12 protein-coding genes, 1 pseudogene and 1 riboswitch are annotated in these 19,888 nt (G+C 45.4%); all 13 genes and pseudogenes read right to left on the bottom strand.

What is annotated here, in order from left to right; translation table 11 throughout:
* Positions 1-313: 313 nt before the first annotated feature.
* Positions 314-4,018, bottom strand: coding sequence for an OmpL47-type beta-barrel domain-containing protein (locus tag ACFQZR_RS13420; protein ID WP_379346573.1), 3,705 nt, complete (start codon positions 4,016-4,018; stop codon positions 314-316).
* Between the two features lie 194 nt (positions 4,019-4,212).
* Positions 4,213-6,111, bottom strand: coding sequence for an LTA synthase family protein (locus ACFQZR_RS13415; protein ID WP_379346571.1), 1,899 nt, complete (start codon positions 6,109-6,111; stop codon positions 4,213-4,215).
* 148 nt (positions 6,112-6,259) lie between these two features.
* Positions 6,260-7,336 (bottom strand): ThiF family adenylyltransferase, encoded by a 1,077-nt coding sequence (locus ACFQZR_RS13410; RefSeq protein ID WP_379346569.1) that lies wholly within the window; start codon positions 7,334-7,336, stop codon positions 6,260-6,262.
* Positions 7,333-8,106, bottom strand: a complete 774-nt coding sequence (locus tag ACFQZR_RS13405; protein ID WP_379348839.1) for a thiazole synthase — start codon at positions 8,104-8,106, stop codon at positions 7,333-7,335. The genes ACFQZR_RS13410 and ACFQZR_RS13405 overlap by 4 nt, the downstream gene beginning before the upstream one ends.
* 7 nt (positions 8,107-8,113) lie before the next feature.
* Positions 8,114-9,835 carry a phosphomethylpyrimidine synthase ThiC gene (gene thiC, locus ACFQZR_RS13400; protein WP_379346567.1) on the bottom strand — a complete coding sequence of 574 codons (1,722 nt, stop codon included), beginning with the start codon at positions 9,833-9,835 and terminating at the stop codon, positions 8,114-8,116.
* Positions 9,836-9,842: 7 nt separating this feature from the next.
* Positions 9,843-10,046, bottom strand: coding sequence for a sulfur carrier protein ThiS (thiS, locus tag ACFQZR_RS13395; RefSeq protein ID WP_379346565.1), 204 nt, complete (start codon positions 10,044-10,046; stop codon positions 9,843-9,845).
* On the bottom strand, positions 10,043-11,191 hold the full coding sequence (thiO, locus tag ACFQZR_RS13390; RefSeq protein ID WP_379346563.1) for a glycine oxidase ThiO: 1,149 nt from the start codon (positions 11,189-11,191) through the stop codon (positions 10,043-10,045). Before thiO ends, thiS begins: the two co-directional genes overlap by 4 nt.
* Positions 11,175-11,798, bottom strand: a complete 624-nt coding sequence (locus ACFQZR_RS13385) for a thiamine phosphate synthase (protein ID WP_379346561.1) — start codon at positions 11,796-11,798, stop codon at positions 11,175-11,177. The genes thiO and ACFQZR_RS13385 overlap by 17 nt, the downstream gene beginning before the upstream one ends.
* Positions 11,799-11,890: 92 nt before the next feature.
* Positions 11,891-11,991, bottom strand: a riboswitch (TPP riboswitch).
* 83 nt (positions 11,992-12,074) lie between these two features.
* Positions 12,075-12,404 (bottom strand): chaperone CsaA, encoded by a 330-nt coding sequence (gene csaA / locus ACFQZR_RS13380; RefSeq protein WP_314589292.1) that lies wholly within the window; start codon positions 12,402-12,404, stop codon positions 12,075-12,077.
* Positions 12,405-13,391: 987 nt separating this feature from the next.
* A complete protein-coding gene (locus tag ACFQZR_RS13375) occupies positions 13,392-14,333 on the bottom strand; it encodes a tyrosine-type recombinase/integrase (RefSeq protein ID WP_379346558.1) in 942 nt (313 codons plus the stop codon).
* Positions 14,334-14,606: 273 nt separating this feature from the next.
* Positions 14,607-14,909, bottom strand: a complete 303-nt coding sequence (locus ACFQZR_RS13370; protein ID WP_379346556.1) for a hypothetical protein — start codon at positions 14,907-14,909, stop codon at positions 14,607-14,609.
* 94 nt (positions 14,910-15,003) lie between these two features.
* Positions 15,004-15,135 (bottom strand): annotated as a pseudogene (locus ACFQZR_RS13365) (hypothetical protein); the annotation flags it as partial.
* A gap of 207 nt (positions 15,136-15,342) precedes the next feature.
* Positions 15,343-19,617 (bottom strand): discoidin domain-containing protein, encoded by a 4,275-nt coding sequence (locus ACFQZR_RS13360; RefSeq protein WP_379346554.1) that lies wholly within the window; start codon positions 19,615-19,617, stop codon positions 15,343-15,345.
* Between the last annotated feature and the right edge of the window lie 271 nt (positions 19,618-19,888).

Raw genomic sequence — 19,888 nt, 5'->3', positions numbered from 1 at the left:
AGGAAATATTAATTATTTCCCAGGCGAGCGCAGGATTCGATTGGAACCGCTTACATATCTTTGAAATTCGACGTTCGTCGTCAGATTGAATCGACATATTCTATCAATCGGAGTCGCTATTTCAGGATTTGGTGGGCAAGTAGCGCAAGATCGGAAACAGTGCTCGTTGCTAAACCCACCGTCAGCCGTACTATCAATCGCTAATAATGTCGCAACCCACCGAATACGTGATTATCTCAATCTTATTTATTTTATGTCATTAATTATAGAAGGAACGACGTCCAATCAAGAACGTCGTTCCTTCATCAGTGCACTATCGATTCAATATTAACGTTGCAATGGCAGCAAGGTCTGCGATATCGACCACACCATCATGATTAAGATCAGCAGCTTTGATCTGCGGCCAATTTGGATCCGAGGCAGATTTACCGTAGCTAGTTGCTGCAATTGCAAGGTCACCAATCGTCACTTTGCCATCATGATTAAGATCGCCTGGAACGCCCTGAGGAACGGTAATGCCAATCGTTTTCATAGATCCTTGCGCAGTGAATTCCTTCCCTTGTTGATCCGCAACCACGGCTTTGTAAACGGAGACTTGAGTCATCGCCTCCACCGATACTATCTTCGCTTGGAACGTCACCGTCAATACCTTCGAGTCTTGCGTCACAGCATGATCGGCACCTGTACTCGCGATGATGAATCGCAGCTTACCCGGTTCATTCAGACTGCTGCTGACGATCTGAAGTCCTGTATCACTTGCAGCTGCAGAGATATAGTCAAGTAGCTTCTCATCGTACTTCAGCTCGATATCTTGCGCATAGACAGCGTCTTGAATGGATTTGAGATGAACTTGGACGGTCATCCGCTCTCCTGACGCGATAGCTTGCGGCGCAACCAGTTCTGTTCGTAGTTCCTTCGATGGATTCACATTTCGATCAATTGAAATGACAAGTATCTGTTCCTTCTCTTGATTCCCCGCATAATCCATACTCCGATAATGAACCGTATTCTTACCCTCCTGTGTCAAGAGAATAGGGTCTTTATATTTCGTCCATTCTCCATCATTGATGCGATATTCGATCCGTGCAACCCCCGTCTCCGAATCGCTCGCCGAGAGGGATAACGTCACATCTTTCGTAAAGGATCCATTCTCTCCATCGGGTACTGCTGGATTCGTCTGTGCTGTCGTGACGGGCGCTATAATATCACTTGTTGCTGCACCATATACATTGAATCCATCGACGATCAAATAGGAACTATTTTTCTTAACCCCCTTAATGATATGAATCCCTGGTGTTAAGCCTTGCTTGCTAAAGACGACCTTCTGGTAGATCCGAGAAGGATTATAGTTACTAATCGTCTGCTGGAACACGTTATCGATGTAGATATCGACATCGCCTTCGTCGCTGTTCACTTGCGCAATGTAATCAATTCCTGTGCCATGAAATGTAAATTCGAAGAAATCCCCGTTCGTTTGTGTCGCATACAAATCATTGTAGTACGAGTTGGCGCCGCCGCGAGCAGCGTTTTTGTAATCCCATCCGGTGCCAGTGTATTCAACACCAGCCGTATCATTCAGACGTTCGTTCCCCGACAGCTTCTTCCATTGAATTGATATGGAAGCTTGATTACGCCATATTTGTGCGTACAGTATTCCGCCTGGTGCGACACGATTGTAGATATTCCAGAAGCTCGACTTGGTTGTAATTTGCTCGCCGTTCAATTGACGCAGTACATCGCCTTGCTGCAACCCCTGTAATTTCGCATTCGAATCTGCGGGTACTTGATAGAAATATAAGCCATTGGTATCCCCTAGTCCGACCGACGACATCACCGCATCGGAATAGATACTGCTTACTTCTGCGCCCATAAGCGGTTCAATATCCGCCTCTGTGGTTGGATTTCCTGTCGACCATTTAATTCCTGGCGGTGTTGGAGCCCCTGGCTTGCCGAATTGATTCATCGGGAAATTCACGAATTCTCGAGCGATTGCTGGCGATCCTGCTTGCACCGTGAAATCTTTTTTCGACACATCGGTAAAAGGTGATGCACCAACGAACAGCGGATCTGCGATAACGGAGTGTGTATCAAACCCTGAATTCATCCAAGCAGACGTGATATCCGCAACCGCCTTACCGTTATTCCAGAACGTATTATTGTCGTAGAAGGTGCCTGCCGCTTTCGGATCGTCTTGGATGAAATCGTAGGGATTATCCGTAACGAAAATATTCTTCTCGATCACATCATTACTTCCCGCGTATGCGACATGGAAATGCCCGCCGCCATTCACGATGATATTGTTATGGACTTTCCGAGAGAACCCTTCTCGAAGTTTAAATCCGGCATTCAGCATGAGATTGTTGTAAATATCGTAGTTCGAAGATCCGTCATCTAGATCAATATCCCATGCCGAGTTATGCCAGATACGATTGTTACGAATGACCGTCGTCTCCATCGCATCCAAGAAAGCATATTGTTTCTTCACCGCATCGCCTCCGCTCAAGGACCAGAACCGATCTCGCCCCCAAGCGTTGAATGGTCCGTGATCACTTGTCTCTAGGACACAATCGAAAATATCATTAAATTCAATGACATGGCCGCCCCACGTTCCATCGTTAATGTTCACACCTGACCGAGGGCTATGATGGATTGTATTATGGCTTATCGTAATATTGCGGCTAACCGATACATTCACTCCAGCCGATTGCTTCTCGAATACCCCCATGTTGAACATGTGATTGTTATTTACGGTGATGTTCTGAGGGTAATCATTTGTGAGCGGACCGGGTGTGGTATCTTGAATATCGGTGTGTTGATTCGACCATGTAGAGGGGTAGCGAACCGCGCTTTGCAGACCCACAATTTGCACATCAGTCGCACCTGATCCAGAAAATTCATTGTTCGATATTTGATGATTGCGATTATAGCCATTCACGAATATGGCGTTGCCGCCTACTTGATCGAATACTGAATTCTGAATGGAGATATTCTCTGCATCTTGGACAAAGACCGTACCGGTACGTGCGACAGACCAATCGCCTCTCATGAGTCCTGCATAAGGCTTATTGAATAAGGTGCGATGCGTCTCAGTAAATGTAAAATTGGAGAAGGTTAGATGCTTCACTTTGTCTGTTGCCGTGCCCGTAATTCGTAGCAGCTCATCTAGGACAGCAATTTCAATGTTTGCCTTGTTCAGATCCGTTCCTGTTGGAGGATTGAAGTATAGCTTGCCACCTTTGCTATCATAGAACCATTCGCCTGGTGCATCGAGCTCTTCGAAAATATTCTCCACCATGCGATAAGTAGCATGTAATGTGCTCCCGCGATTGTTGTCTCCGACCCATTGTAGATTCAGCGATCCGTTCGAAGCGTTTACGCCCGTAATCTTGAACGAATTCCCACCCCATTCATTCCCATGCAAACCTCGGACGAGTCCCGTCGTCGGATCACTCCATTTGGCAACACGACTTGGGGCAAGCGCATCCGCAGCGTACCCACCTAGAATAGCAACGTTCGGATCATAATTCGGATACCTCGCCAAGATCTGTCGCTGTGAATTCAGGAACAGACCATCGAAATCAAGCCCTGCTCCAATATCAGCAACTTTAATGCCCCCTTGGTAGTCACGCCATGTTGGCGTTAATTTCTTACCCCCGCTCAAAATAACTTTCTCTCCTTCATAAGCGGAATAAATCACTGGTTTATTGGTTTGACCGGAGTCTTGCGGATTAAATACGAGTGTTCGATCCAAATAATAGGTCCCACCTCGCACCCAGATATGTATTGGCCCGGTTGATGACGGTATAAGGTCTCTTACAGCGGATTGGGCTTTGGCAAGAGTGCGGAATGGAGAAGTAATCGTGCCTGTATTGTTGTCGTCACCATCCGTCGCTACGTACACTTCTGTCGATGCCGCACGCGCGGTTTTAGGTACAGTCACGGTTGCAATTGCGCTGAACAATAATGCCGAAATCAGTGATAAACACATCACCCGATAACACCTACTTTTCCATTTCATGATCAAACCTCCATATTTATCATGATTTTGTATCCGCTTACCTAATTACATGAAGATTATAACGCCGAACCTCTAAATATTTCATAGAATATCTTCTTGAAAATATCGATTAATCTACTTACATAGCAAAAAGGCATGAACTTCGAGGACTTCACCTCAAATTTCATGCCTTCCGTATTGTCATTCAAACTCATCTATGGCGCTCGTTTCGGTAACATTTTCACATAAGCATCCGATAGTTTCATTAATTTCAGGATATAATCGTAATCCTTCTTATAAGGTGTTAGATCCGTTACTGGCTCCAGCGTACTTAGATTAATGGCCTTACCATCGTCGAATCCTTTGCCAGGAATGAATAGAACATCATCGTTAAAGAACGAGCCTGTTGGCAAGTAATAGCGCATCCCAATAATATTATGATCAATATTCAATAGATCATGACCGAATGCTGTGAAATGCTGATCTTCCAGCGATATTCCCATTAGATTCGCAATGGTCGGCATCATATCCACTTGACCGCCAACCCGATCGACGACTTGGCCTTTCTCCATCCCGGGTACGTGAATCATGAATGGAATATTGAATCGGCTCACATACTCATTATAAGGAATACCTAGTGCTTTACTGAGCTCCTCCGGATTATTATCTTGTGGTTGAAGTCCAAAATGATCACCATAAACGACCAATACCGTATTCTCCCACATGCCATTTTTCTTGAGTGAATCAATCAGTTGTCCAAGTGCATAGTCCGTATAATGCTGTGCATACATATAATTCCCGATTTGCTTCGATGCTAGATCTGCTGGCAAATCAATTGTTTTTGCACGATCCGGTACTTTAAAAGGAAAATGACTGGATACCGTAACAAATTGCGCGTAGAAAGGCTGCTTTTTCTTGCTAATCTCTGATAGCTTCTCCACGCCGACACGATACAATTCCTCATCTGACGCCCCAAATTCATTAAATTGATCATTTTTGAATGAGGGTTTATCGAAGTATTGATTGAAACCCAACGCAGGGTAAAGACGTATCCGATCCCAGAACTTCACATCATTGACATGAAACGTATTCGTTGAGTAATGATCCTCGCCGAGAAGTCTCGGTAAGCTAGGAAGCTCACGATCCGCATATCCCGTAGACATGGCAATGGCACCTGTCGGGTAGATCGAGGTGTTCGACATGAACTCCGCATCCGATGTATTACCTGGTCCAATTTGCTGGTAGATATGCGGGAAATAGAAGCTATCTTTGGCTAATTGATTGAGCACAGGCGTAATCTCCTGATCATTGACCTTCAGATTGATGAGGAAATTCTGAAATGCTTCCATTTGGACAACAATCAGATTCTTCCCTTTGGCAGCTCCAAAATGAGCGGGTTTCTGTCCTGCTTCAAGCGGCTTGTCCCGATAAGTGAAGGTATCTTCAGAGGTTTGAACCTGTTGTGTAACTTCCTTAATGTTACCCTCTTCAACCATTTTGTTCGTCTCTCTAGCCTTGAGCGCGATGGCAAATTGATAATCGATGAACCCAATATCCTGTGCAAGCGCAAGTTCGTTATCCATCGCTTTGTTCTGAATCACCGTTCTACCTGATAACACAAGGCAGATGACTGTGACTGCAACCATCCCGATTTTCCAATATCGACGTTGAATCGGACTTGAATCGGCTGGCAACCGACGACGCGTAAATAACCAAATGACAGCCATCACGAGCGTATCGAGGAAATAGATATAGTAGATTGGACGAATCGTCGCTTTCACACTATCTCCGATTTCGGTCACCTGATGAAGTGCCGTTAAGGCCGTATACGTTGCAACTGACCCGAAATGATCATAATATAATGTCGCGGCAAAACAGATGAACGATAGCAATAAATTGAATCCCCAGTAGACATATCGTTTGGATCGCATGGGTAAGATTAATTCTAGAATACCGAAGATCGCGCAAATCGCGAATACATCTCGAAGCAGTTGAACCACAGACATCTGCTCGAAAAAGAAGTATCGCATCAGGACGAGCTTCCCGAATGCGCATAGGATAGCCCAGAAGAAGATTGGAATCTTCTTCGCAAATGTGTTTTCCATTTCTCTCATTCTTCTCTCCTATTTCGATTAAGTTTACAAGATTTTAATATTTTCATAGTATATCAGATTTCGTCCAGTCACTTCCATTCATATATTCCAACCAACACAAGAAGACCCTTCCACTTCTTCCAAGAAGAAATTGAAGGGTCTACCATTCTTATTTCGTTGATACTGTGCTTATGTTAATCATTTGAATGTATAGCTGTCTCGCGACTTGAATATCTGTCGTCCCATGGACGAGTGCCCTGCCGTCAACGAATAAAACGATTCGCAGCTCATCCCTATGTGCGCTAAGCAGAAAGTCATTCATGATGTCCACTTGCATCTGCCCTGGTTGATATTGCCGAATTTGTTCCGATAATGTCCATAGATCCAGCTTCATCGCTTCAGAAGGACGAAGGTGGACCGTATCACGCCCGCAGAGAATCGCTGCCTTCTCCGTTGCAGGCGATTGAAGATAAGGATACGTTGCTTGATCGCCACAGCTAGCGCATCCCTGCTTCTTCATCGCTTGGATATTGATGGCGGTGTACTGATTGTTCCATAGATCGAATGAAATAAGCTTTCGGTGCAGCGCATCATGGTTCCCCGTTAACAGCTTAAAGGCCTCAGCAGTCTGATGCGCCACGACCATTTGAACCGCTGGTGCAATAATGCCGTCCACGTCACAGCTCTCTCCACCATTCGGAATGATGTCCATCATACAGCTCAGGCATGGTGTATCCCCAGGGAGAATCGTGTAGGATAGCCCATAGCTCCCGATGCATGCACCATAAATCCATGGAATACGGTATTTCGCGGCGATATCGTTCAAAATGAATCGCGTTTCGAAGTTATCACACGCATCCATAATGAGGTCTACACCTGTGATTAGTCGTTCTAAATCTTCCCCTCGCGCATCCAAAACGTAAGCATCGATCTGGACATTGGCGTTAATCCGTTCCAAATGCTGTTTGGCTGCGATCGCCTTTGGCATCCGCTGACGTACGTTCTCTTCCGTATACAATTGCTGACGCTGCAGATTACTCCATTCCACATAATCGCGGTCGATGATCGTGACATGCCCCACGCCCGCCCTGACAAGGGTTTCCGCGCTAGCGGACCCGAGCGCTCCCGCACCGACGATCAGGATATGACACTCGGCCAGTTGCTGTTGTCCAGCCGCACCGATCGGTGCATAGCTCATCTGGCGTGAATAGCGATCGAAAGACGTCTGGTCTTGCTCCGCCATCATACCGTAATCATTCCCTCAAGCGGACTGCTCGCCGAGGCATAACGCTTCACAGGAATTCGCCCCGCTTCACAGGCTAATCGCCCCGCCTCAATCCCTTGCTTCATCGCGACAGCCATTTTGACGGGATCGCCTGCCCCAGACACTGCAGTATTCAGGAGCACACCATCTGCGCCGAGCTCCATTGCAAATGCAGCATGCGATGGAGAACCGATTCCTGCATCGACAATGACGGGCACAACCGCTTGCTCAATAATAAAACTTAAATTAATGGGGTTAATAATTCCTTGACCTGAACCAATCGGAGAAGCCCCTGGCATGACGGCATGCACGCCCATCAGTTGAAGACGTTTGGCGAGCTGCACATCATCGGAGATATAGGGCAATACGATAAAGCCTTCATCAAGCAGCATCTCACAAGCTTTCACCGTCTCAATCGGATCCGGAAGCAAAGTCTTTAGGTCTCCTATCACTTCTACTTTGATCATATCGCATAGACCGGAGGCCTTTGCAAGTCGCGCAATCCGTACTGCTTCTTCTGCGGTTGAGGCCCCTGCCGTATTCGGTAGCAGGGTGTATTTCGCCAGATCAAGCATTTCTAGAAAATTCGGTTGACTAGGCTCGAATATATTCATGCGTCGTACCGCGAACGTTAAAATTTCAGTCTCTGATTTCTCGACCGCTTCTTTCTGAACTTCAAAGTTCGGGAACTTTCCGGTTCCAAGTAACAGACGAGATTTAAATGAATGAGGGCCAATCGTGAGCAATGCAATTCCTCCTTTAGATTTTCTGATAAATTTGACTGCCGGCCGCTTTGAATTCATTCGATTTCTCTTCTAAGCCTTGGGCCGCATATGCTCGAATATCCTGTGTAATCCGCATGCTGCAGAATTTAGGCCCACACATGGAACAGAAATGCGCTGTCTTCGCGCCTTCTGCCGGCAATGTCTCGTCATGATATTCCAATGCACGCTCTGGATCGAGCGAGAGATTGAATTGATCTCTCCAGCGGAATTCGAAGCGGGCTTTGGATAACGCATCATCGCGCTGCTGAGCCCCAGGGTGACCTTTGGCCAGATCAGCAGCATGTGCTGCGATTTTATAGGCAATCACACCTTCACGCACGTCATTCTTGTTCGGCAGTCCGAGGTGCTCCTTCGGTGTAACATAGCAGAGCATTGCCGTTCCGAACCAACCGATCATTGCGGCGCCGATTGCAGATGTAATATGATCATACCCTGGCGCAATATCTGTCGTTAGTGGACCGAGTGTATAGAATGGAGCTTCTTGACAGACTTCCATCTGACGATCGACATTCTCCTTGATCATGTGCATCGGGACATGTCCCGGCCCTTCGATCATCACTTGAACATCATGCTTCCACGCGATTTTCGTTAATTCCCCCAGCGTATCGAGCTCAGCGAATTGAGATTCATCATTGGCATCCTGAATGCTTCCTGGACGAAGACCATCTCCGAGTGAAAATGCCACATCGTACTTCTTCATAATCTCACAGATTTCCTCGAAATGCGTATATAGGAAATTCTCTTCATGATGCGCTAAGCACCAAGCCGCCATAATCGAACCCCCGCGTGATACGATCCCCGTCAGGCGATTCGCCGTAAGAGGTATATACCGTAGTAGAACACCCGCATGGATAGTAAAATAATCAACGCCTTGCTCCGCTTGCTCAATGAGCGTATCGCGGTAGACTTCCCACGATAAATCTTCCGCCTTGCCGTTCACTTTCTCGAGGGCTTGATAGAGCGGTACCGTACCAATCGGAACCGGAGAATTTCGAATGATCCATTCCCGCGTCGTATGAATATTTCTCCCCGTGGAGAGATCCATGACCGTGTCTGCACCCCAGCGCGTAGCCCATGTCATCTTCTCAACTTCTTCCTCAATAGAGGAAGATACCGCTGAATTCCCGATATTCGCGTTAATCTTCACGAGGAAATTTCGACCGATAATCATCGGTTCACTCTCGGGATGGTTAATATTCGATGGGATAATAGCTCTCCCACTCGCGACCTCATCCCGGACGAACTCAGGCGTGACATTCTCACGAATCGCGATATATTCCATTTCTGCGGTTATGATGCCTCGGCGCGCGTAATGCATTTGGGTGACATTTGCACCTTCTTTCGCTCGCAATGGATGACGATTTAGACCTGGGAACACGATCGTCTGATCTGCATCCTCCGCTCTGCGCAGTCCATTATCCTCCGGTTTCAATTCGCGTCCTTCATAGAACTCGACATCGCCACGATCTAGAATCCATGCTTGACGATGCGGGCACAAGCCTTCTTCAATATTTGTATGTAACGTTGTATCTGTATAAGGCCCGCTCGTATCGTACACGCGAACCGGTTCATTGATCTCAACACCTCGGCTGTTCTCTGTTGGGCTGAGCGTAATCTCACGCATCGGAACCCGTAGATCCTCGCGCGACCCTTGAATATATACCTTTTGACTATTAGGAAAATTAACTTGTGACATCTTCTCCTCACCCTCCGCCTACAAAATGTACAATCTCAATACGTGCACCTTCATCTACAATACGATCTGCAAAATGATCCTTATCAACGATCTGTGCATCAACCTCCACAACAACAATTCGGTTCTCGAGTCCGAAATGCGCTAATACATGTTGTACGGTAGTCACATGCTCAGGCATTTCTACGGGCTGACCATTCACGATTAATTTCATGACCTCACCCCAGTCATTTGATGTTCCTTCGTCCATCGCATCGAAGGGATCTGGAATTCAGATAGATCTGCAGCAGGTTCCTTCTCTTCAACTAGATCTGCTACCACGATCCCTGTCAGCGGGCTGAGCAAAATACCGTTACGATAATGCCCGGCAGCGATCATTAAACCATCTAGTTGTGGATGTCGACCTATATATGGCAGCCCATGCGGTGTCTGTGGCCTTAGCCCGCTCCACGTTCGACTCCACTCCGCGCCGCGAATGGAAGGAATTAACCGTTCTGCAACCTCCATCAATGCCAAGATGCCGCCGACCGTCACTTGGCGATTATAGGTATGTGGTGTCACCGTGGCACCAATCAATAGTTCTCCATTGGCCTTCGGTACGATGTAACAATCGTCTGTGTATATCGTTTTACGAATAAGCGGCGTATTCGTTTTTACCGCAATACACTCCCCTTTGACAGGATATAGCGGCAAATCGTATCCAGTGGATCGGAGCAAGAACTGTGACCAGATGCTGGATGCGATAATGACATGATGACAATAGTGGGTACCGTCTTGTGTACGGACACCGACAACTTTGCCGCCTTCACGAATCAACTCATACACCTCCGTATGCTCACAAATATCTGCGCCGAGATCTGAGGCTGCTTTGGCATACGATTGGGTTAACGAAGGGGCCATGACCTGATGGTCTTGCTCCAAATAGAGCGCTCCATACACATCGGAGCCTAACGCTTTCTCCATCTCCTTCGCTTCTGCAGCGGACAACCATTGTGTGGCTTCACCCCACTGCTGCTGAATTGCAGCTTGTGCATGATAACGAATAACATCTTGTTCACAGGTTGCTATACGCAGCAGGCCTTGCTGGACAAGTCCAATTTCAACCCCGCTACGTTCCTTCAGGTCTGCCGCAAGTGCGGGGAACATCGCTCGACTGTGTCGTGCAAATTCAAATAATGGTGCGGATTCGATGAATTCCGCTTGCGCTGCCAGCATGCCTGCCGCAGCACCCGAGGCTTCGGAGGCGATACGGTTACGCTCTAAGACTCGAACTCGGATACCTCGAGCAGATAAATGATACGCAATCGAACACCCGATGACACCTCCGCCTACGATGATGACGTCAACTGTTTGCTGCATGGAATGACCTTCTTTCGTTAAGCTTTGACGCATATTGCATAGCTGCATTTAGAGGATCCGCTGCGTGTACAATGCCGCTGATTACAGCGATTCCTTGTGCACCTTGCTGCATCACTTCTTGTACCTGATCAGGCCCGATCCCACCAATACCAATAACCGGGATTGACACTGAAGCGGCTACTTCTCTTAAGGCATCAATCCCTCGTGGTGATAAGCCCGGCTTTGAACTACTCGTGTAGATATGGCCATAGAACAGATAATCCGCTCCTTCTGCCACACATCTGATGGCTTCTTCAACCGAATGCACGGACCGTCCAATGAGAAGTCCTTGTGAAATTTGCTTCACCTGTCGAATCGGTAAGCTGTGATGTGCAAGATGTACCCCACCAATTTGAGCGGCACTTGCGACATCCACACGGTCGTTGATCACCAGTTTTTGAGCTGGAACCCCTAACTGCAGCATCCTTTGCAATGTCTCAAGCATTTCTTTGGCTGTGCTTTGTTTCTCTCGAAGATGAATGAATTGAACGTGCGGATGTACTTCTGCAGCAATCTCTGCAAATCGCTGCAATGGTATGGACCCAGGTGAGATAAGATGTAGTTCCATGGCGTCCGAGCTCCTTTCTTGGAACGCAAAAAGACCACTTTTCCGCAGAAAAGTGGTCGTCAAGCTCCATAAATAAACTCCTAAAAAGGATGAAGCGAGCCTCAGCACTTCCCTACGCTGGTATTAACCAGATCAGGTTCGAAGGGTCCGGAAGATCCGTCTCAGCCCTTAAAAGGCTCCCCTAGTGTGTATTGCTTATCAAGTTACCAACAATATAGCACAATCTTTCTTTGTTGAATAGGATAAATTTTCATGGAGAATATCAAGTCCTCCACGCTACGCGATTGGTGTACCATTCCGTACCTGTTGATCAGGTTGCAAGAGTACCACGTCACCTTCCTCGGGCACACCGCCAATCACCAATACTTCCGATTTGAATCCTGCAATACGTCTTGGTGGGAAATTTACGACTGCGATCACTTGACGGCCAATCAGTTGTTCAGGTTCATATCTTTTAGTAATTTGAGCCGATGATTGCTTGATCCCTAGATCACCCATATCAATGGTTAATTTTATTGCAGGTTTACGGGCTTCTGGGAAAGGTTCCGCTTGGAGGATAGTTCCTACTCGCATATCTAATTTCAGAAAATCTTCTATATCTGCCATTTTTCAACGACCTCCTATTGCAATATTTTATTTGAGAAGTGTGGTTGAGACAAGTTTATGTAGATTTAGTTTACATAATATTATTTATGTAATCTATAATGCTAATCATTCTTAAAGAGCCGATTGAGAACCCAAAGAATAAATATTATTTCCTTAGCGACTCGTGAATTCACCTCATCCAACAATGAATAATTATACTGAATTTCCGCATGATTAACAACGGCACTAGTATCCCGATAATGTAAATAAATGCTTTGAATTAGTTCGTCCTTTTGAACATTATCCACAAGATCATAGTTGATTGTTACGACTTGGGTAGCACTTGTTGTAATCGTTGTTGTTTCAATGGATCCCTTCCCAATACAATCACCCGATTGCCATTTCCATACCACCCTCTGCCCCAATGCCTATTGCTCCGCAGGTTATAAGTATGGTGTGACCTGGCTTTCCCGTTCCTTCCAACCCTATGCCCGTTCGAAAGTGTATTGCTTTCCAGAAACATGATTTATCTGAAAAGCCCTTCCACTACGTTATGATAAATAGCGAAGCGTTTCATTAATTTTAGTTCATACAGCGACGAATTCGGCTTCATGCAACCGGGAAATCACCTGGAAAGATGTAATATGATATTGTGGGATTATTGCATGGAGTCCAGTGAAAATTGTATAAATATACGATCGTTGTTCTGTTGAACAGAGCAATAAATTCATCTTACGTTCTTCTTTTTTTCATCTACAATCGTTCTGCCAGCCTTCTTCTAAAGCGTTTCCAGCATACATTTCGGTTGGTCATCTTTTGCAATGTAGCGAATTAGATTGTGTGCAGTATTCTCTGTCAACAAAGCTTGAATAGGAAATTTAGCAGATTTTCCACAAACCATCCGAAATTGGATCAATTCGTCTGATCCAAGATGATCTGCAGCATTTCTTCCATAACTTAGTCTCCTTATTTATTTCACGAAATTTAGTTTACATAACATTAATTATGTTACTGTTTTACTGAAGCTCCCACCGTAGGTATTTTACCTGAAAATTTATCCATCGCCATCTTCATCTGTTTATTATCAATATGTGTATAAATTTGTGTCGTTTCAATGCTCGCATGACCGAGCAATTCTTGCAGTGTCCGTATGTCCGTCCCGCTTCGAATTTGCATTGTCGCGAACGAATGACGCAGCTTATGACTCGATAATCGCATATTTACGAGCTCAGGCAGCTGTTCTTTCAGCTTCTCGAACGTCTGATCTGCTATCGTCTGGATCATGCGGATGGATAATCGACGACCGAATTGTGAGATGAAGAATGCCTGCTCTTTCCCTTGGTTTGGGGCTCGTCGTTCTTCTTGCGCACGTATCAGAATCTGATGCAGTTCAGTGGGAAGCGGGATGACGCGCCATTTTCGTCCTTTTCCAAGAATGTGAATAGATCCGTCTTGATGTAGATCTTGGACGTTCATACGATGGATCTCACCAACACGCAAACCGGCAAAAGCCATAAGAAGCAAAATCGCCATATTGCGGTTGTGATATTTGCCTTCCACCCGATCAAAGAATTGATAGAGCTGGTTCTCTTCCAGATAGGTCGGGATCCGATTCTTTACCTGTTTCGATTTCGCAACCGATGCGGCAGGATTGACTTGTAAATGCTCCATCTCATTCAACGATTTATAGAAAGCCCGGAGAGATGAAAGTTTACGATTTCGCGCTTCATCTCCCGCTCCTCGCTCCCGTGTAACTGACAAGAATCGCATAATCTCCATCTTACCCAGTTTCGACAGTTCCGCCGGATAGACTCCTTTGAGAAAACTACGAGCATCACTCATATACGCCGACTGCGTCGATTTCGACATCCCTTGGTTTTTCATCCATATCAAAAATAATTCTAACTCGAGACTGTATGCCTCATTAAGGTCATATTGCGTGAGTGTCACAAAATTCCCTCCTCTTCTTTTTATGTATTTATTCATTGCATCAGCGTGATTGAACTTTTTCCATTTTCCAAGAGAAAATTACAGATATCTACCAATTTCGCAAAAATATAATCCTATCAATCCCTATTATAATATGAAAAAAGTTTATTTAAAATGAAATTGCGTGAAATATGTATTTCATGCAATTTTTTGAGGGCAAAAAAAGAGAGTTTGCGCTTGAAATGATACGCATTAACTCTATACATTCTTCACATTCTATTCTATATCTCGGGATTAATTTCTTTCACCTTTATTGCGCCGAAACAGCGAAATCCCACCGAAACCACTGATAACAGCAATATAAAAACCAGCATCATACCACCAACCCGTGTTATTCATTTCATATAACCTGATATTCTCTTTGAATGCGCCAATGATTAATGAAATAGGAGCGATCCATCCATGCCATATTCCCCAGAAAAATCCCGCCTGATTTTCAGCGTTATTCGTCCCATCTCCAGGTACGCAACCCGTTAGAATTGTCATAAGCAGCAATACTGTTGCCAACATGAAGAAGTGTTTTAATTTCATATCCATCACCTTTCAACGAAGTTATTCTATACTCAATCAATATATTTAAAGTATGACTATTTGATTCTCAAAATTCTTAATAAGGATCTCTGAGCAGCTCTTAAAATATGGGGGTTATATCTATCCATTTTTTTAAATTAATATCGGTAAGTTTCCCGCTAGATGCATTTGTAGTATTTAATGTCATTTCACTCATATTCGCGTTATTTACCTTAGTCTTTGACAGATTTACATTATCAAAATCTAGTTCTTACGCATTTACTTTCTTGAAAGTAGATTCTTTCTAATTGCATATTCATTCTCCTCTAACTTCATCTTCCCTCTTCCGTTTCTCTCCATTCACCTTTCAATTATAGCAGTAGTTCTAAATATTGGAAATAAAAAGGGAGATCACAAAGTCGTTAATGACTTTGCAATCTCCCGTCATGAGTATATGATCTTAGCGCTCTTTATCTTTTGGCCCGGACCCAGACCATGCTTGAATTAAGGCGTTTGCATCAGCCACCAGGGCTGCTTTTGCCTTTCCGGAAACAAAATCCTTCTTGGTCGTTTTGTCAATTCTCTTTAGAAAATCCTCCATCGCGTCGGCGGCATTTTTCAACTTGTCTTTAATTTCATGCTTCTCTGCAATCTTCAAGCTCTGTGAAAGCTTATCCTTGAGCGATCCGCTTAAATCGCCGGAGGCATAATAAGATTCCATCAGACGCTCCATTGAAGCGATACTTGTTTTTACTACGATATGAATCACCAACTGTGATACGTTGCCAGCCTGATCCGTCACTGCGATTTGGATCACGTGGGTTCCCAATTGGCCTGCCAAACGCAACGGCGTACCGGTTACATACGGCTTGCCGTCCACGGTGATCGTTTTTCCAGCAACGCCCGACAAGTTATCGGTGGTCTGCACATTCAGCACAAGTGAATCGCTATCCAGGAATTCGGTCCCTTCTTTCAAGGGAGCACCATTTACCGTTACAGCTAGTGTCGGGGCCACTTTATCGATTTTTGCAATGACTGTCTTAGCTGCTTCCACGTTGCCGGCTTTATCTACAGATCGATACCGCAACTCGTACGTTCCGTCTGTGGTTAAGCTGATCGGATCCGTGTATGGTTGCCAACTTCCCCCTCCATCTAGACTAAATTCTATCCTTGCGATGCCAGACTGTTCGTCATGAGCGGTCAAGGTTACAGTCACCGGATGGATATACCATCCGTGCTGCCCATCCGGCTGGGGAGGCGAAACAATTGCCGTTGTCAACGGAGGCGTTTTATCGTCTTCCGAATCAATCGATTCTTGCAACTGGGCAATCAACTGCTGAAGCGGGTTTATCGAACTCTCGTAAGCATACGGGAAATTGTTTAACAGATCTTGTAGCTGGATTCTCAAACTGCGATCTCCTTTTCCCGATTCGAGCAAGCTTTCCGCCTGTTTGACCAATCCCAGGTAGTTGCCCAAAACCCCCGGTCCGTACACTTCAAATTCATAAATAGAATAGCCGAATATCGTAGCTCTCTCAATTCCTTGAAACTTGACATATCTGGCTTTTACGGTGTCAAAATTAATCGTCTCAACTCCGCCGTGCCCGTCTATCGTCCCATCGTTGGCTTTCACATTCATCCAGTTTTGGCCATCACTAGAAACGAATAGTTTGTACGTCTTGGCATAAGCAGTCTCCCATTTGATCACGATGCTGTTGATGTCTTGTTGTTCGCCCAGATCCACGGAGAGCCAAGTATCGTCTGAAACAAGACTTGCCCACCTTGTACCCATATTCCCATCTACAGCCTGATCCGCAGACAAATGAGGAGCCTCTGCTTCGGATGATTCCGCATGCTTGTTCAATGCCATGTTCACACCGTCAAAACTGGTAACCTGATTCTTAATCATCAAATTATCAATGACACCTTTAAAAGAATTCGTGGAGCTTCCGATTTTCTCGAGCGGCAGCACTAGGGTATCAATATGAGGTGACGAACCATTCGTTACCCATAATTTCTCTACGTACTCGTTTCCATTTACATAGAGGGATACGCCTTTGTTGTCACCGGTCAGCAGCAAGTGCGTCCATTTTTCCTCCGGAACCTTGTATTGGAACGTACTATTGTAATGTTCTTTGGAAAAACCTAATAGCCCGGTCTTACCTTGCTTTAGTTTCAATTGACCGACAGGTGATTCCATCAGTACTGCATCATCCGGGTTGTCGGCATCCGGTTTGACCCACATGGAAACGGTCCATCCGAACCCTAAGGCCTGTAATGGTGTTTCGATGTAGCTTTCTCCCCCGGCGAGCCGCACACCCTTTCCGTATTTTCCGTCTGTTAGCGATACATTGTTACCAGTCCCATCGTAACCGTTCCCGGAAGAATCAGAAAAGCCGTTTTCGAATTGGTACTTGATCACATTGCCATCCTGATTTTTCACTTGCAGCTTATGAGAGATGTTAGCATTCGGCGCTTCTCCGATCCGAGATGCCGCGTCTGCATATGTGTTGTAGTCTTTGTCTTCTCTTGTTCCCGACCACATCTTTTCGGATAGCAACTGCACAGCCGGAAACATTCTGTCGTGGGAATCGTCCATGGATAACCCGCTGGCATCGGAGATGTCATTCCATAACGCAATCATGGCGCCTTTTAGTTTTGGATGACCGTATGGCACAACCGTATTGGAAAATACATTTGGTTCCCACGTGTTGTACATATATTTTTGGTCCATATATTCTTTATACAATCTAGGTACCAGATACATATAGCTGTTCTCGGTGTTGATGATATCGAAGCCAAGATCCATCGCTTGCCGGGCGTCTCCGTAGGGGACATGCCAAATATTCATCGTTGCCTGGTTGCTTATAGGAGTTACCCCGTTGTATTCCATCAGTCCGCCCCACAAATGGGGATGCTTGCCTTTGCTATTGATATGCTTGATTAGCGTATCCATGTATCCACGAAAAACCTCTTTGTCGCTGCCCCAATATTCGTCTGTGCCGATATGGACATCCGGTCCGATAAACGTCGGGTTATCGCCATCAATATATTCGTTAAACAGACTTTCGACAAAATCCACCGTATGCGGCTTTGTAATGTCTAGATGAGGACCACTTCCTAAAGAAGGATCGTAATTGGTAAAAGCCCTTGAGTGTCCCGGTGTATCAATCTCCGGTATGACGTTAATGCCGTAATCCATACCAAGCTTTTGAAGATTGCGGAACTCCTCTTTGGTGTAAAAACCGCTTTTGCTCGTAAGCCCCGGGTACGCCGTGCTCTCCAAACGAAATGCCGTATTCGTCCCGTCTAGAAACGGAGTCCCCACATCGTCGTTCAAATGAATTTGAAATTGGTTCATCTTGTACCAAGACATGAGCTTGATATAATCACGTAAGAAATCAATCGTATAAAACTTTCTGGCGACGTCGATCATGAGTCCGCGAACCTCATATTTGGGATAATCCCGTGCTGTTCCTTTAGGGATACGGACATGATTATCATCCTGTTTCAAGATTTGGAGAGCGGATCTCGTCCCGAAGAAAACTCCAGTCACTTCAGCCGATGTAATCGATACATAATCATTTACATCAAAAAGGTAGCCTTCTTTTCCGAGCCAAGTTAATGAGTCGTCCAAGGACAAATAGATGTCTCCCGCTTGTGGATCACCGTAAATAATGTCCACGTTGACGTTGCTAACATCCCTCAGATCATCCTTTGTCTGCTCTGCCGCCTTTTGCAAGGCAGCTCTATTCGCTGGATTTACAACAATTCGCGAATTTGGAGTAAGCGTAAAATCTCCGGTCCGACCAAGCCATTCCCGCAGCGATGGTATGACCTTCGGTTCCTTGTTCAAATCAGCCGTTTGCGCAGATTGCCCAGGAACCGCAACCAGTACGTTTCCGGTAATAGCCTTCTCAGCAGGATTACTCACCTTTTCAACTTGGAATAAGAGATTCACTTTGGTGTCAACGAGGGGAGTGTGGATTGTCCCCGCTTTGTCAATGACGGGCAGTCTGTCGCTGCCATATACGGAAACCTTGTAACCTTCGGGTACATCCGGTAGAACAATTTCCGTTTGCCCCTTTGCAATAGGCGGTATTTGGGTTATGCCCTTCACGATTTTAGGCAAATCGCCGCCATTGTACACCTCAAACTCGAAGAAGGAATATCCGTAAAGGATTCCATCTACAGGAGCCCTTTGTACACCTTGAAATTTAACGTACCTGGCTTTGGCATCATCAAAATCGGTGATTTCTGTGCCTCCCCTGCACACGATTTCACTGTCATTCCCTAGTACATTGGTCCAATGCTCCCCATCGCTCGAAACCAGTAGCTTGTACTTGCTGGCGGCGGTTTGCCAATTAATGACTACCCGGTTGATAACGAATTCTTCGCCAAGGTCTACATAGAACCATTGATCGTCTTCTTTGGCGGATGACCATCTTGTCTTTCCATTGCCATCTACGGCATTTGCCGGCCCAAGCCAGTCCACTTCGTTCCCTGATGCATATGCCGTTTTATGTAACGCCAAATTAACGCCGACTTGCACATTGCCTTCATTGAGCGAGACACTGTCAACGGAAGCGGTTTCATAAACAGATCCGGTAACTGTAAGATTTGGAGAAACGACCTCATCTTGCCCTTCTGCAGCAGCAGCTTGCGACATCGTCGCGGGGAAACAGGTTAATAGAAGCAACAACGACAACAAAATAGAAAGCGCTTTCTCTTTCATTTTCTCCTCCTTAAGAATTTTTAGATTTTTTAAAAATACCTCCTTAATCCAGCACTTCACTTTTAATACTAAGAGACCCATTGCTCCTTTAAAAGCTACAACTTATTACTTTGGATATACATTTTTTTACTTTATATTGACGTTTCCCACTTTAAATAAAAAAACCTGCTTCTCACGAAAATAATACGTCAGAGCTGCAGGTCATTATGTCAATCATCGAAACTTTTATATTCAGATCACTAGCGTTACATAAACCACAGGTATCAAAAGA

This window comes from Paenibacillus sp. GCM10027629 (genome assembly GCF_042676425.1).
GTDB lineage: Bacteria > Bacillota > Bacilli > Paenibacillales > Paenibacillaceae > Paenibacillus_K > Paenibacillus_K terrigena.
This window is presented reverse-complemented; position numbering and strand designations above follow the sequence as displayed.